This window comes from Pseudomonas sp. HY2-MNA-CIBAN-0224, assembly GCF_040310285.1.
Taxonomy (GTDB): domain Bacteria; phylum Pseudomonadota; class Gammaproteobacteria; order Pseudomonadales; family Pseudomonadaceae; genus Aquipseudomonas; species Aquipseudomonas helleri.
In genome coordinates this window covers 1-13,852 of record NZ_JBEOPQ010000091.1, presented here as the reverse complement: position 1 = coordinate 13,852, position 13,852 = coordinate 1, and the positions used below count along the sequence as shown (strand labels likewise).

The 13,852-nt window shown below is 59.2% G+C and carries 12 protein-coding genes; 3 read left to right on the top strand and 9 right to left on the bottom strand.

Annotated features, from left to right (window positions below):
* Positions 1-107: 107 nt before the first annotated feature.
* Positions 108-1,022 (bottom strand): LysR family transcriptional regulator, encoded by a 915-nt coding sequence (locus AAEZ03_RS24420; protein ID WP_123749491.1) that lies wholly within the window; start codon positions 1,020-1,022, stop codon positions 108-110.
* A gap of 119 nt (positions 1,023-1,141) precedes the next feature.
* On the opposite strand from AAEZ03_RS24420, the gene AAEZ03_RS24415 reads away from it, so the two are divergent.
* Positions 1,142-2,563, top strand: a complete 1,422-nt coding sequence (locus tag AAEZ03_RS24415; protein WP_153335713.1) for an MFS transporter — start codon at positions 1,142-1,144, stop codon at positions 2,561-2,563.
* Positions 2,564-2,568: 5 nt separating this feature from the next.
* Here AAEZ03_RS24415 and AAEZ03_RS24410 read toward each other — a convergent pair whose 3' ends face one another.
* Complete coding sequence (locus AAEZ03_RS24410) at positions 2,569-3,444, bottom strand: LysR substrate-binding domain-containing protein (RefSeq protein ID WP_350582154.1); 876 nt, start codon at positions 3,442-3,444, stop codon at positions 2,569-2,571.
* A gap of 103 nt (positions 3,445-3,547) precedes the next feature.
* On the opposite strand from AAEZ03_RS24410, the gene AAEZ03_RS24405 reads away from it, so the two are divergent.
* The gene (locus AAEZ03_RS24405) at positions 3,548-4,741 is read left to right on the top strand and encodes an MFS transporter (protein WP_350582152.1); all 1,194 of its coding nucleotides are present in this window, start codon (positions 3,548-3,550) and stop codon (positions 4,739-4,741) included.
* Here AAEZ03_RS24405 and AAEZ03_RS24400 read toward each other — a convergent pair.
* Complete coding sequence (locus AAEZ03_RS24400; RefSeq protein ID WP_350582159.1) at positions 4,718-5,989, bottom strand: sensor histidine kinase; 1,272 nt, start codon at positions 5,987-5,989, stop codon at positions 4,718-4,720. The genes AAEZ03_RS24405 and AAEZ03_RS24400 overlap by 24 nt on opposite strands.
* A gap of 77 nt (positions 5,990-6,066) precedes the next feature.
* A complete protein-coding gene (locus AAEZ03_RS24395; RefSeq protein WP_350582150.1) occupies positions 6,067-6,777 on the bottom strand; it encodes a response regulator in 711 nt (236 codons plus the stop codon).
* 145 nt (positions 6,778-6,922) lie between these two features.
* On the opposite strand from AAEZ03_RS24395, the gene AAEZ03_RS24390 reads away from it, so the two are divergent.
* Positions 6,923-7,183, top strand: coding sequence for a hypothetical protein (locus tag AAEZ03_RS24390; RefSeq protein ID WP_350582148.1), 261 nt, complete (start codon positions 6,923-6,925; stop codon positions 7,181-7,183).
* Here the strand turns inward: AAEZ03_RS24390 and AAEZ03_RS24385 are convergent.
* From AAEZ03_RS24385 to AAEZ03_RS24365, 5 genes are all read right to left on the bottom strand, one after another.
* The gene (locus tag AAEZ03_RS24385; RefSeq protein ID WP_350582157.1) at positions 7,180-7,782 is read right to left on the bottom strand and encodes a DUF6708 domain-containing protein; all 603 of its coding nucleotides are present in this window, start codon (positions 7,780-7,782) and stop codon (positions 7,180-7,182) included. The two genes, AAEZ03_RS24390 and AAEZ03_RS24385, sit on opposite strands and share 4 nt — an antisense overlap.
* A gap of 269 nt (positions 7,783-8,051) precedes the next feature.
* On the bottom strand, positions 8,052-8,651 hold the full coding sequence (locus tag AAEZ03_RS24380) for a DUF6708 domain-containing protein (RefSeq protein ID WP_350582147.1): 600 nt from the start codon (positions 8,649-8,651) through the stop codon (positions 8,052-8,054).
* A gap of 373 nt (positions 8,652-9,024) precedes the next feature.
* Positions 9,025-12,384, bottom strand: coding sequence for a T6SS effector BTH_I2691 family protein (locus AAEZ03_RS24375; protein ID WP_350582145.1), 3,360 nt, complete (start codon positions 12,382-12,384; stop codon positions 9,025-9,027).
* Complete coding sequence (locus AAEZ03_RS24370; RefSeq protein ID WP_350582143.1) at positions 12,381-13,319, bottom strand: hypothetical protein; 939 nt, start codon at positions 13,317-13,319, stop codon at positions 12,381-12,383. The genes AAEZ03_RS24375 and AAEZ03_RS24370 overlap by 4 nt, the downstream gene beginning before the upstream one ends.
* Positions 13,316-13,852 (bottom strand): bacteriophage T4 gp5 trimerization domain-containing protein (locus AAEZ03_RS24365; protein WP_502947944.1); only part of this gene is annotated, 537 nt, incomplete at its 5' end. The genes AAEZ03_RS24370 and AAEZ03_RS24365, both read right to left, overlap by 4 nt.

Genomic DNA, 13,852 nt, shown 5'->3' with positions numbered 1-13,852 from the left:
GGAACCGATTGGGGGATGCTGAAGATATTCGGCGGCCTGTTTGCTGCGCGACAGCGCGGCGTCGAAGACGGGGCGGCAGCTCGGGGGGGTTGAGGCGCGCCTGGTACTCATACAGGCGCACGACCCGGCAGCGGTGACTCGCGCAGCAGGTCTATGACGATGCGAACCCGGGCGGTCATCGCTGGGGACGCTGGCCATACCGCATGAATCGGCAAACCCGGTGCCTGATACGCTTGCAACAACGCCACCAAGGCACCCGTCTTGATCTGTGCATCGACCAACCAACCGGGCAACTGTGCCACTCCGTGGCCGTTGAGAGCCGCAGCTGCAACGGCTTCCATATCCCCCAGACGCAATCGCGCAGGTAGTTGCAACAGGCTCGTGCGGCCCGGCAAGCCGCTAAAATGCCAGCCCTCGACACGCCCGTTGCGCAGCGTTCCAATGCAGGCATGGCTGGCCAGGTCTGCGGGAGATTGCGGCTGACCATGCGCCTGCAAATAGGCCGGTGACGCACATACCACCAGGCTTTGGCTGCCTATATGTCTGGCCGCCAAGGTGGTGCTGTCTTCCAGCGTGCCAATGCGAACCGCCAGGTCGTAACCCTCTTCGGCAAAGTCCACCGCGCGGCTGGAGAAGACCATTTCAAGTTCAAGTGCCGGGTACTGCGCTGCCAATTTCAAGAGCAACGGCGCAATCCAGTAGCGCCCCAGCAAGACCGGAACAGCCACGCGCAATCGCCCGGAAGGCACGCGACGACGCTCACTCAAAGAGGACTGCGCGCGCTGTAATTCCTCCAGCGCCAGCACGCAGCTGTCATAAAACGCCAGCCCTTCATCCGTCAGCGACAGGCTGCGGGTGGTGCGGTGCAGCAATCGCGCGTCCAGCCGTTGTTCAAGCCGCGAGACCGCTTTGCCAATGCCCGAAGGTGTCTGCCCCAATTGGCGGGCAGCGCCACTGAAACTGCCGGTTTGCACAGCCGCGACGAACGCTTGAATACCGGTCAATCCTTCTACTGAAACCATGGCTGAGGCCTTTTCTATTTGAGACTTCTAGTCCTGAGAGCTTGGTATTTATAGCTGAACTGCGGATTAAACCTCACAGATAAAATACGCAAACTACTTTTGCACGAGTCTTGTCTGCCATGTCTTCTGCTATCAAAACCCACAGCCGCTGGCTGGCGTTGGGGGGCATTTCCATTGCCAGCTTTCTGGGCTGTATCGACTTCACCATCGTCAACACCGCGATACCGGCGATTCAAACCGAGTTGAATGCGAGCATCGATCAAAGCCAATGGGTGGTGACGATGTTTGTCATGGCGCTCTGTTCATTCATGGTCGCAGCCGGGCGGCTGGCGGATCTGTATGGCCGCCGTGGCGCGCTGTATACCGGCATGCTGGTATTTGCCCTGGCGTCATTGGGTGCTGGCTTGTCGACTTCAATCGGCATGCTGATTGCCTGGCGATTTGTGCAAGGGCTGTCCTGCGCCGTGCTCTACACCACCTCGGCCAGCCTGGTGGCCGATGCGTTCGCGCCCCGGCAGCGCGGCATGGCCCTGGGGCTTCTGTTTGCCGCCAATGGCCTGGGGCTGGCAGCGGGCCCGGTTGCCGGCGGGTTACTGGTGGCGGCATGGGGCTGGCGCTCGGTGTTTTTGCTCAATGTGCCCTTGATCGTGCTCGCCTTTGCGCTGTGCCTGGGGCAATTGCAAGCCTCACGCCCACCTGCAACGACGCAAAAGCTCGACATCCCCGGCTTGCTCCTGCTCATGCTGGGCATCCCCGGCCTGCTGCTGTTGATCAGCCATGCCGGTGAATGGGGCTGGGGGTCTGTTCAGACGCTGCTGCTGGCGGGGGGCACGGCGGTGCTGCTGGCCCTGTTTATTCGCATCGAGCTAAGGGCTGAACAACCGTTGGTAAACCTCGGGATTTTTACTAACCGGCGCTTTATAGCGGCCAGTATTGCGACGTTTTGCCTGGCGTTTTTTTACTGCGCGGCGTTTTTTCTCATGCCGTTGTATCTAGGTTTTATCCGCGGGCAGGACAACGCGGGCATTGGCTGGATGCTCCTGCCGACTACCTTGGTGATGGCTGCAGTATCCCCGCTCGCCGGACGACTGGTTGATCGCTACACCACCACGCCGGTGTTGATTGCGGGCCTGCTGTTTCTGGCGCTGTCGGCGCTGATTCAGTCGCGTTTTACCCTGAACAGTGATCTGTCCACGGTGTTGCTGGCATTTGCCAGTATGGGCATCGGTTGGGGATGCATGCTCGGCCCTTCGACCATGGCGGCCTTGTCTTCGGTGCCAGAGCAACTGGGCGCAGTCGCGATGGGCACGTCATGGACCTTGCATAACCTGGGCGGCGCGCTGGGCGTGACGATTGCCACGGCGCTGTATACCTCGGCCACATCGTCCGCAGATGTGTGGACACAGACGGTTTTTTTGTCGGGTTTTCAGGCGGCGATGGGCTTGCTGGTCGGTGTTTCACTAGCAGGAGGGCTGGCAGTGCTGGCCTTGAGCCGTCGACCGGACATGACTGCGCCAGCGCAGACGCGGTCTGGTGAGTAGAACACTCACTCCAGTTGCTGCTTGATTGCCTGCAGAACGATGCGTGACAAGCGCTCGACAGCCACGGATCTTTCCGCCTGCTGATAGCGCAAGGTCAAGGCGATGCTCGGCAGTTCCGGCAATCCGAGGTGCTGCTCATCGAGCACGCAGGTGCCAGCTTGCAAGCCCAGGCGGGTTCTGATGGTGTAGCCCAGACCTGCCTGGGTGGCGGCTGCCAGGCCGGGCAAACTGGAGCTGGTGAACGCCACGCGCCAGTCGATGCCTTGACGGCTCAGCGCCTCGGTGCCCGCCGTGTGGAACGGGCAAGGGGTGTCAAACATGATCAGCGGCAGAGGCTCCGCTGAATGGGCTCTCCAGGCGAGCGACTGCTGTTCGGAGCCGATCCAGCGCATGGGCAAACGGGCGATGGTTTCACTGCGCCGGGCGCTCTCGCCCCACACCACTGCCATGTCCAGCGCACCGGACTCCAGGCGGCTGAGCAAATCGGCATTGCGGGCAATTTGCGCCTCGACCCGAACCTGCGGATGGGCACGGGCAAATTGCCCCAGCACCGAGGGCAGAAAACCGCTCAAATCTTCTTGCAGGCCGAATCGCACCCAACCTTGCAGGGACGCCTCTGAAACCGCAAACAGCGCTTCGTCATTCAGACTCAGCAAGCGCCGCGCATAGTCCAGCAATTGCTCGCCCGCCTGAGTCAACTCAAGCCCCCTGCCCGCCTTGCGCAACAACGGCACCCCCACTTGGGCCTCGAGCTTTTTCATCTGGGCGCTGATGGCCGATGTCGAGCGCGCCAGCTTGTCCGCCGCTGCCGCAAAGCTGCCGGACTCAACCCCGCAGACGAAGCTGCGCAACACATCAAGGTCGAAACTGACTGGCCGCATAATCATCCTGTTTTTCGGGATTATTTTAAAAATTAATTGATTTTTCGCACGATCATGGCATGGGACGCTGACCGCTCACAAGTCACCCAACGGGAGAGCGTCAATGCCACTCAATCAACAACATCGCTGGAAAGTACTGGCTGCGGGAGTTGGCGCGAACGTCAGTTTTTCCTGCGTGGTCGGCGGTGTACCGGCCACGGCGGTGTATCTGCGCAGCAGCTATCAGTTGTCGAACAGTGAACTGGGGCTGGCACTGGGTATTCTCGGGCTCGGCATTGCCGTGAGTGAAATCCCCTGGGGTTTGCTGACCGATCGTTGGGGCGACCGCCCTGTGCTGCTGACAGGCTTGTTGAGCGCTGCACTGTCTTTACTCTTGCTCGCGGCTTTTGCTGGGCATGCCCCCACAGCGTTGGGGTTATGTCTTGGGCTGTTCGCCACCGGCGTGTTGGGCAGCAGCGTCAACGGCGCCAGTGGCCGGGCGATCATGCTGTGGTTTCAGGAGCGCGAACGCGGGCTGGCCATGAGCATTCGGCAAACCGCCGTGCCCAGCGGCTACGCATTGGGCGCAATCGTTTTGCCCTGGCTCGCCCACACCTATGGGTTCAGCGCGGTGTTTGCTGCTGCCGCGGCGTTGTGCCTGCTGTGCAGTGGTCTGGTCTGGCGCTGGATTCATGAGCCTGAAATCGCCCAGGCCAAGCCTGCGCTCAAGCGTATCAGCCCGCTGCGTGATCTGAACGTATGGCGCGCCGTGCTCGCCATCAGCCTGCTGTGTGCACCGCAATTCACTCTGGTGACCTATGCCGTAGTGTTCTTCCACGATGGCGTCGGCCTGAGCGTGGCGACGGCTTCGTTGACGCTGGCAGTGATCCAGGCGGGGGCCATTGTCGGCCGTTTGTGGAGCGGCCACTGGACCGATCAACGCAACAACCGCCCGACCTTTTTAAAAGCCTGCGCCTTGTTCAGCGCCGCAGCGTTCCTGGGGCTAAGCATCGCCAGCGGCGTACTGCCAATGCCTTCCGCATTGGCCAGCGTTGTACTGCCCGTTGTGCTGATCGTTGCCGGTACGCTGGTGTCGATCTGGCACGGTGTGGCCTACGCCGAACTGGCCACCCTTGCCGGGGCCCAACGCTCAGGCACGGCCATCGCCATGGGCAACAGTGGCGCCTTCCTCGGTTTGTTCCTCGCGCCCCTCGTTGCGTCTGCCGCCGTGAGCCAGTGGGGATGGGGAGCGCTTTGGGCACTCTGCGCAGTGTGCGCGCTGGTGGCGGCCTTGTTATTTACCGTGCAAAACCGGTAGCAGCACCTTTACTTCGAGCCCGCCGTCAGGGCGATTGCAGAGGGTTAGCGTGCCGCCCTGCCCCAACACAATTGCTCTGGCGGCTGACAAGCCCAAGCCCACCCCGCCGGTGTTTTTATTGCGCGAGCCTTCAAGGCGAAAGAACGGTGCGAACACCTGTTCCTGGCTCTCAGGTGCAATCCCCGGGCCTCGGTCAAGTACCAGCAAGGTGACCTGCTGGTCGTCTGCGCTCAGCTCAATCGTCGGTTCTTGAGCGTATTTGACGGCGTTGTCCAGCAGGTTGCCCACCACTCGCTTGATGCCCATGGGCCGACCAAAAAAGACCAGATGCTGCGGGCTGCTGATTGCGATGTCGATGGACTGATCGCGGTAGTCGTCCGTCAGGGTTCGCAGCAGTTCTGCCAGATCAAATGAAGTCGCCTGCTCAAGGCGGGCGTCGTCGCGAAAGAACTCCAGGCTGGCATTGATCATGGCCTGCATCTCGTCGACGTCGCGAAACAGCCGCTGCTGTTGCTCGGAGTCTTCAATGAACTCGCCGCGCAGACGCATGCGCGTCAGCGGCGTGCGCAAGTCATGGGAAATGGCCGCCAGCATTTGCGTACGGTCGTTGATGAAATGCTGCAATTGCCCTTGCATGGCATTGAACGCAACGATCACCTGGCGGATTTCTATGGGCCCAACCGGTTCAATCGGCGGAGCGCCAAAGTCTGCGCCGAAACGCCGGGCCCCTTCGGCAAAATGCCGCAACGGCTTGGCCAGATGACGCGTCGCAATCAACGCGACCAGCACGGTGGAGATCAGCACCAGAACGATCAGGATCAAGTTGCGCTGCCACTCCCCCAGCCCCCAACTGCGCGCTGCTGCGCTGAACATCAACCAGGAGCCATCAGACAATTGCACGACCAAGGCGTAATAACCGTGTCCCTGCGGCCAATCGTCGGGGTGATAAACCTCCAGTTGCTGGTCAGGTTTGTCCAACAGTTGCCTGCCCTCGGGCGTGACGGTTCGACGCAAATCATCATGGACCGCCGGCAAGTTCATTTCTTGATGCGTGGCGTGCCAACTAACGGTGGATTTGGCGTTACTCGCCGTGGCTGCCAGATGCGCACGCAACTCAGGGGGCGCGGCTTCGATCATATGAGTGGTTAACGCGGTGCGTTCGAGCAAGCCTATTTCGCTCAAGGGCGGGTAAGCCCAAACACCTGCCAGTTGGGTAAACAGGGCATTGAAGGCCAGCGCTGTGAGCATGGCGGCAAGCGTGGTCAGGGCGATCCAGCGCGTGAGGGTGTCGTGCCTGCGCAGGCTCCAGCCTGACAACCAGCGCTTCACTTACGAACCACGCCGAGTGTGAACAGGTAGCCGACGTTGCGTACCGTACGAATCATCTCTACCCCGTTGCTGTCGAACTCCAGCTTGCGCCGCAAGCGGCTGACCTGGACGTCGATGCTGCGATCAAACGCTTCGTGGGCAGGGCCACGGGCCAGGTCCAGCAACACTTCACGGGTCAAAATGCGCTGCGGGTGCTCCAGAAAAACCAGCAGCAAATCAAATTCGCCCGCCGACAGCGGGATCATTACTTGCTGCGGAGAGCGTAACTCGCGGCGCGTGAGGTCCAGTTGCCAGTTGGCAAACACAAGCATTGGTCGCGGCACTTCGCCGGTCACCGGCTGGCTGTCGGCCGCCCGGCGCAGCACCGCACGCACTCGGGCCAGAAGCTCGCGGGCGTCAAAAGGTTTGCTCAGGTAATCGTCGGCCCCCATTTCCAGGCCAACCACCCGGTCACTCAGCTCGCCCATGGCGGTCAGCATGATAACGGGCGTGGAATACTGCTGGCGCAGGCGTTGGCACAGGGCCAGACCATTTTCTCCGGGCAACATCAAGTCAAGAATGATCAAGTCGGGTGACTGGATCGCCACGGCCGCCCACAGCGCCGCGCCATCGATAGCGACCTGCACCGAATAACCGTGCTGCTCAAAGAATTTTTTCAGTAGCGCAAGGACCTCAAGGTCATCGTCTACGATCAACAGACTGCTCACCGGCGCATCACTTAAGTTCTGTAAGAATTCATATCTAAAACTATTCAGCGCGCCCCGTCATATATTTCAACTTGGCAACAAAGCAGACATACACGCGCAAAACGCGGGTGCGAGCATCAGCCTCCCGCGATCGAGAAGGTGTGCCATGTCTGCTGATAATTCGCCCATGCTGCTGGAGCAACGGCTGGTAAAAAGTGACACCGCCACCCTGCAATGCAGTGAAACCAGCCTGTGCCTGTCGGATGATCGGGATGAAATCGTGCTCACTCGCTACATTGAGCATTACAGCCTCGACGACGTGCACTGGGTTGAGCGCACTCATCGGGTGCCGGTAAGCGCGCTGCTCAAATGGATGATGTCGCAAGGTGAAGCGCTGACCGTAAGGCAGGGTCAGGACGGAGGCTAGCTTTCGTCTGGCGGTGCCGAGCGTGACTCCAGGTCGATAGCCTCTGGCCAGTGCACTTTGGGTGCGAGGCGGCGGGCTAGGTTGAAACGTATTTTTTCGTTGTTCCAGTCACGGGGCGGGCGCGGAAACAAGGGCAGCGCTTGCGGTCCTTGCTGCATAAAGAGCTGGGCCATGGCCCAGTACATTTCACCTTGCTGGATATCGTGGGCAAAGTGAAAACGGTCGACTACCTTATGGGTACCGGGCTCCAGTACTGCCAGCGTGACTGTCTGGATCGAGCCGCCGCTGCCCATGGCGCCATAAATGCTGCAGGCCTCGGCGTGCAGATTGTCCCAGTTATACACTTCAGCGCGTGCCCCCCAGGCGCTGCGGCTGAAGGGTTTGAGGCCGTTATGACGGAAGCGGTAGACATAGACCTTGCGTCGGGCGCGGTTGAAACGGATGGGTTCGTCGCGTGGGGCTTCAGTGTCCATTCTCCAGATGTGTATACCCGCCCATAGGGGAGCTATAAACGCAAATAGCCCGAAGAAGTAAAAAGCCAAAGAAGGGATGTTTTCCGTTGCTCTAAAAAGAACAATCCATATGAGAGGTGGAATCATAGAAAGCAACAAAAGAAAAGACCCTATTAAAATACCAACACCCCGAACCCTCATCGTGGCGCGCGCCAACTCAAGGTACACATCATCAACATGATTGGGTGGATTAGTAAGTACTGGCGGGTAAGGCTCTATGGATGGAGGCTCGTTTGGCCCCGGTAAATCACGCTTCCAGCCCGGGGCCGGTTTATCGAGTAGAGGTGTTTTAAATAGCATAAGTACGTTCCAGTTCGCAGTGAGCAGGCAGCCACAGGGCGAACGAAATATGATGGTTAGCCGTGTGTCGACGGCGCCGAGCGCGACTCCAGGTCGATAGCCTCTGGCCAGTGCACTTTGGGCGCTAGGCGGCGGGCGAGGTTGAAGCGTATTTTTTCGTTGTTCCAGTCACGGGGCGTGCGCGGGAACGACGGCAGCGCTTGCGGGCCTTGCTGCATAAAGAGCTGGGCCATGGCCCAGTACATTTCACCTTGCTGGATATCGTGGGCGAAGTGAAAACGGTCGACTACCTTATGGGTACCGGGTTCCAGTACTGCCAGCGTGACTGTCTGGATCGAGCCGCCGCTGCCCATGGCGCCATAAATGCTGCAGGCTTCGGCGTGCAGATTGTCCCAGTCATACACTTCAGCGCGAGCCCCCCAGGCGCTGCGGCTGAAGGGTTTGAGGCCGTTACGACGAAAGCGGTAGACATAGACCTTGCGTCGAGCGCGGTTGAAACGGATGGGCTCGTCGCGTGGGGCTGAAGTGTCCATTCTCCAGAAGTACATGCCCGCCCATAGCGTTATAGCGCCCGCAATAATCAAGAAGATACTTGGAGTAAGCGGAGGTATATTCCCCGTATCAATTACATATGAAATTAAAGCGGTTGGAGCCATACAGAAGAGCAAAAACATAAAGGGCGTTAGCAAAATGCCAATCCCGCGCATTCTTATAGTGGCACGTGCTAGCTCAAGATAAACATCATCAATATGATTGGGTGGATTAGTGAGTACTGGCGGGTAAGGTTCTGTAGATGGAGGCTCATTAGGGCCAGGAAGATCGTGCTTCCAGCCCGGGGCCGGTTTATCGAGTAGAGGTGTTTTAAATAACATGCGTTCTTTCCAGTTCAGATAAGTGCCATTTGCCTCTTCGATCTTTTGAGGAGGCTGCCAGTCGTAAAAGGTGAAGTTCAGTGTTAATGGCTTTCAGCAAGGTTTGCCGTAGGACAGATACGAAATGAGTGCACTAACAGCAGGCAGGCCATGTGGTTTACTGCTCATCCATTAAAGTGAGTTCCGCATAGGCATCGAGAATGTCGCGATTTGGCCAGTAGGTCAGGGACAAAGTGGCCGCTTCGATGTTGTGTCGACGGCTATCGGGCAGCAGCTCAATTGCGCCTTTGATGTCTTTTACTTGCAGCGTGCGGGCATCGGCGGACGTGACTGTCCGAATATTTAGGGTGGGTGTGGTGCTGTTGGCTTGGTAATCCGGCTTTTTCGGCAGTTTGGGAACGGCCAGTGCTGTTTGACGCTTGCTCGCCGGCGTCGCCAGTTCGGGCGGGTTCAAATTGCCTTGCGCCACGACTTCACCGCCCAAGTACTGATCGGCCGCACCATCGCCGTGGCGATGGACCGTAAGTGACCAGCGATACGCCGAACGCTCGGCATCGAAGAGCGGCAGGACCAGGCGATATTCCAGTTGTCGCCTGAGGATTGTCGAGCTCTTGCCCATGTTGCCGGGAGAGTCGGTTTCGGCGAGTCGCAAGCTGAAGTTGACGCCCGCTTCAACCCCCATGGTCGCGGCGTTGAGTTCGGCAATGGCCATGGCGGCATGTTCAGGTTTGTTCCAATGAATGGGCGGTGTTTCATTGTGATAACCGAAGTAGCAGCGGCGGGCCCAGCGCTCGAGAGGTGTTGATTCCTGCCCTTCAGCCCATTTGAGGAATGCGTATCCGGCCATGCCGAGGAGTATCGCTACCCCAAGTGGACCAAGTAGCGTGCTTGCACCTGCAACAGCTGCCCAGATACCGAACCCTGCCCCACCGCCTAAAAGCATCGTAGAGACTCCATACCCTAGTGACGCATTCCTGTCTCCTCCCTTAGAGCTGCGATTAGCTGCAAATCCCGCCTGTGTCGCATCATATAAACCAGCAACTGCGCCAATTGTCGCACCGGCTCTAGCCAGCAAGCGTCCGGTATTAGCCAGGGATTTAAACCTTGCTGTTCGGGCAGGGTTTAGTGCGTTGCTTTTTTGTAGTCGGCTTGAGCTAGCTTCCAGTGCAATGCCCACAATCTCAACCCCGCCACCCAACACCCCCAAACTACTCCCATACAGCGCCAACCTGGCCTCATCGGATTTATCCCCAATGGCCTTTTCCGCTTCTTCAATGTTCTTCTTCAATGAGTCGCTGGCAAAGTAGAGGCCGCCAATGGCCAGCAGCAGTTCGCTGCTGGTGGCGACACCGCGCAGCCCGGTAAAGCCGGTGCGCACCCAGTGCGCCGCTTGTTGGGTTGATACTTTGAGGCCTTGCAGCAGCTTGCGCGTTTGCGGGTCGAGGGTGCCAAAACCGACGGTGACGTTCACCAGCAAGGCGTGTGCGCTTCGGCCCAGATGATCCACGCCCAGGTTGGCCTGGCGCATCAGGCTGTCTTGCAGTTCGGTGACTTTACCTTCGACCCAAACGCTGATGGTCACGGCATGGTCAGCTATTTTAGGGTTCAACACCGCCAGGCTGAGCAGGCCGTTCTGGATGATCGGGCGTACCTGTTTGCGCGCTTGGCGGGCCTCATGGTCGATCTCGCCCAACTTGTCTTTCGCGCTGTCCCAGGTGCGGTCGATGGCATCAGCGGCTTTTTGTTGCAGGCTGCGCAGGTATTCGGATTGCAGGGCGTAGTACTGACCCAGAGTCATCGTCACTTTGAGCTGGGTCAGATGCACGCCGTTATAGAGCAGTTGCACGGCACTGTTAAGACGCGACACAACACGCGCCACAGCCGGGCTGAGTGCCGGTTGCAAGCGGGCCGCCGCGCTGTTGAGCGCCCCCAGAAGTTGCGCCATGGCCAGTTGCAGATGAGGGCGAACAGAGTGTTTGAACTCGTCGCTGCCGATGAGCGCGACAATCGTGGAATAGAGCTTTTCAGTGTCGTTCCACTCACTCTCATCTGTCTCAGCGTTAAAGCTGGGCAGCAGGTCTGCCAGTAGTTTTTTGTCACGGACTAAGAGGGCGCGATAGACCGGGCTTTGCGGATTTTTAAGCCAATCGCTCCACAGTGATGCCGTGGGGCCGGTGTCTGCAGGAGGGCTCTGGGTGTGTGAGCCTTTGTCTTGCGGGGGCGGCGCCTCGCTGATGCCGCCCTCCAGGCAGCGTGCCATGGTTTGACAGTAGGCCAGCCCTGACGGGCGATTGGCCCCGTCGTAGTCATGTTGCTCGATTCGTACAAACTGCTGTGAGCGGCAGGCGGCAACGTAGGCGTGTGCGCTCTGATCGATATAGCGCTGGTAGTTCGCCAACTCCTCTTCATAAAGTCGCTGAAACAGCGCGCGGGCTTGTTCGTCGTAACGCTCTTCCAGCGCCTCATCGGCGCTCAGGGTTCTTTGCCGTACGAGTCGTTCGCGTTGCACCTCGGGGCTGGAAAAGTCCGGTGGTCCATCGCCACTGACAGGATCAATCGCTGGCGGTGTCTGATTGTCAGCGGTTTCACGGTTTACGACGCGGATAGCCAGCAACAGCTGAGAGGTCTGGTACTTGTAGGCCCGCTCTGGCTCGCTCATCCACTGCTGTCGGGTCTCGATCCAGCCGTTACGCAGGCCGTTGTATTCCTGCACCAGACCGATAGTGTCATCCAGCACAAAGGCCAGTACGCCTTGCTGGAGTTTATGGGTCGCGATGGCGCCAATCACAAAGCCCTTCAGCGCGCCTACACGATGGGCCCGGCTGCAGAACCCGTGCACGCTATCAAAATACGGCGTGTGCGCTTGTTGTGAGTGCTCGTAGAAGCGCCAGTCTTTTACCGGAGGGTTAAGTGCAAGGACTGCGGATGAGGCTGCGGTTTTATGCGCTTGGTACTCGTAGACCTGCTTGTCCACCTGCAGGTTTTCAGTGTTCATGGCCAGGCCGACGCTGGCCGGATTATCGCGTGCGCTGGCGAGGTCGAGCTTTTGAAAGCGCTCTGGAGCGCGACCGGCTTTGTAACCGTCCAGCACGCTGGCGGGCCAAGGGTCACTAGCAAAGGCCAGCCAGGCGGTGGTGTGTTTGTCGGTGTCTATGTTGAGGAACGATGCCGGGCCATCGTGATGGGCGCTGACGCATGCATCGGACAGAGAAGCCTCGTTGGCGGGCGCTGGCTCGTAGGGGTTGAACTGGCGCAAATAGCCGTCCGGCGTCACCTGATAAGCCTGCCAGATCGAACGATCCAGCAGCACGTAGAGGTAGCCCGCACGCAAGGTGCGCAACCCCATGCGCGTATCAGTTTGTACGGTATCGGGTCGGGTTTGTTCATCCCGTGAGCGCGGCACGAGGGCGTGGCGCAACGGCAGAATGGGCAGGCCCTTACGTTGACAGGCCCTGCAACGGTCCGTTAATACGGCTGTTTCGCTGATGGCGATATTGAATTGCGTACCCAAAGTCATGGACAAGCTCCGGCATAGAATAAATCCTCCACAACCTGCCTCCAGGCGCTGTCGTTGAAGAGAGCAAACAAGGTGCTGAGCGGTCGCTGTTCTTGGACAGCCTGCTTGATCACGCCGCGAACGCCGGCATGTTCATGCAGGCGCGGGTGCAGCATCAGGTGGAACAAAGCCAGTGTCAGGAGGTCGGGTTGTTGTGCGAGCCCCAGCGTGCGGGCTTGGCGGATTTGCATGTAAGCCTTTGCAGCGGCTAGCGGCGGGAGTGCTGTAGGGCCGTTCCAGCGATCAGGTGCATAGGTGAGTGGCACTTGCAGCGCCCGCCGCCAACTGCTCAGCAGTGCAGACACCATGGGCACATCCTGCTGTATGGCGTAAGCGCGCTCGTCGGGAGCAGAACCCTGATCGGGGATGCCTGTCAGCACACCGCTGTCGCCGCTGCTAGTGGGCAGCAGCCAGTGTCGAACTGGCCACCACGGCCCCGGTTCATTACGACGGTAAGTGGCGACGAGCAACTCCAGGCGAAGGGGTTCATGCACCGGGAAATACGTGCGTGTCTGCCCCTGCGTCAGTTGGCCCAGAGCGATGACATGGGCGCTGACGGTCTGTGCACTGGCGCCACTGCTGAGCCAGCCACACACATAGCGTTTGTGGCGGGCAAAATCATCTTTTGCGCGCAGAGCCGAGAGTGCCAACAGCTGTTGTGAGGGCGACCTGCCCGGCTCGGCCAGAGTCACGAGCACGGGGCAAGCTAATGGCGTATGCATCAGATCGGGACGCAGCAGGGGCGTAATGGCTTCCCGGCCGAGGGTTTGACGCAACGCCTCAATGTGCAACGGGTCGTCCGAGGCGCAGTCAGCCGAAAGATCGAGCAGCAAGTACAGCGTGTCGTCGGGCGCATGGTGTTGCGCGACGAATGCCTGAACAGTGGCCGGGGTCATCGGTTTTTCTCCACGCAGGTCTGGCCTGTATCGGGCAGCAACGTCAGCGCCAGGGCATTACCTTCACCCGCTGCTTTAGCCGTCACCGGGCCCTGCAAGGTGATTGCAACGCCATTGAGATGGATGCCCTGAGCATCCAGCGTGATACTGCCGCCGGGGCCCTGGAACACCACGCGTTCACTGGCCTGCAGTTGATAGACCGTGGTGGCTTGATGCATGCCTTGGCCTGCGGTCAAACGATGCTGGCCTTTGATTGTGCTTTGGCTGTGGCCACCGACTTCGCTTTGGTGATTGGCGGTGGTGGAGTCGTAGCGATCATTGCCGACCTGCTGCCAAAGGTCTTTGCCGATGCTGACCTCATGGTTACGCCCGATGGAAAGCGAGCGGTCTCGTCCGATCTCATTGGACTGGTCATGTGCAATGCAGAGGTGTTCGTCATTGCCTACTTCCTCCTTCCGGTCATTGCCCACAAACGTCGTGTTGTCATGCTTGATGTAAACGTTCTTGTCCCGCTCGGCATGGATGTAAACCTC

Bases quoted from the DNA above. Each gene is read 5' to 3' on its own strand.
- AAEZ03_RS24420 (WP_123749491.1), bottom strand. From the start codon at position 1,022: ATGGTTTCAGTAGAAGGATTGACCGGTATTCAAGCGTTCGTCGCGGCT.
- AAEZ03_RS24415 (WP_153335713.1), top strand. From the start codon at position 1,142: ATGTCTTCTGCTATCAAAACCCACAGCCGCTGGCTGGCGTTGGGGGGC.
- AAEZ03_RS24410 (WP_350582154.1), bottom strand. From the start codon at position 3,444: ATGCGGCCAGTCAGTTTCGACCTTGATGTGTTGCGCAGCTTCGTCTGC.
- AAEZ03_RS24405 (WP_350582152.1), top strand. From the start codon at position 3,548: ATGCCACTCAATCAACAACATCGCTGGAAAGTACTGGCTGCGGGAGTT.
- AAEZ03_RS24400 (WP_350582159.1), bottom strand. From the start codon at position 5,989: ATGCTCACAGCGCTGGCCTTCAATGCCCTGTTTACCCAACTGGCAGGT.
- AAEZ03_RS24390 (WP_350582148.1), top strand. From the start codon at position 6,923: ATGTCTGCTGATAATTCGCCCATGCTGCTGGAGCAACGGCTGGTAAAA.
- AAEZ03_RS24385 (WP_350582157.1), bottom strand. From the start codon at position 7,782: ATGATTCCACCTCTCATATGGATTGTTCTTTTTAGAGCAACGGAAAAC.
- AAEZ03_RS24380 (WP_350582147.1), bottom strand. From the start codon at position 8,651: ATGGCTCCAACCGCTTTAATTTCATATGTAATTGATACGGGGAATATA.
- AAEZ03_RS24375 (WP_350582145.1), bottom strand. From the start codon at position 12,384: ATGACTTTGGGTACGCAATTCAATATCGCCATCAGCGAAACAGCCGTA.
- AAEZ03_RS24370 (WP_350582143.1), bottom strand. From the start codon at position 13,319: ATGACCCCGGCCACTGTTCAGGCATTCGTCGCGCAACACCATGCGCCC.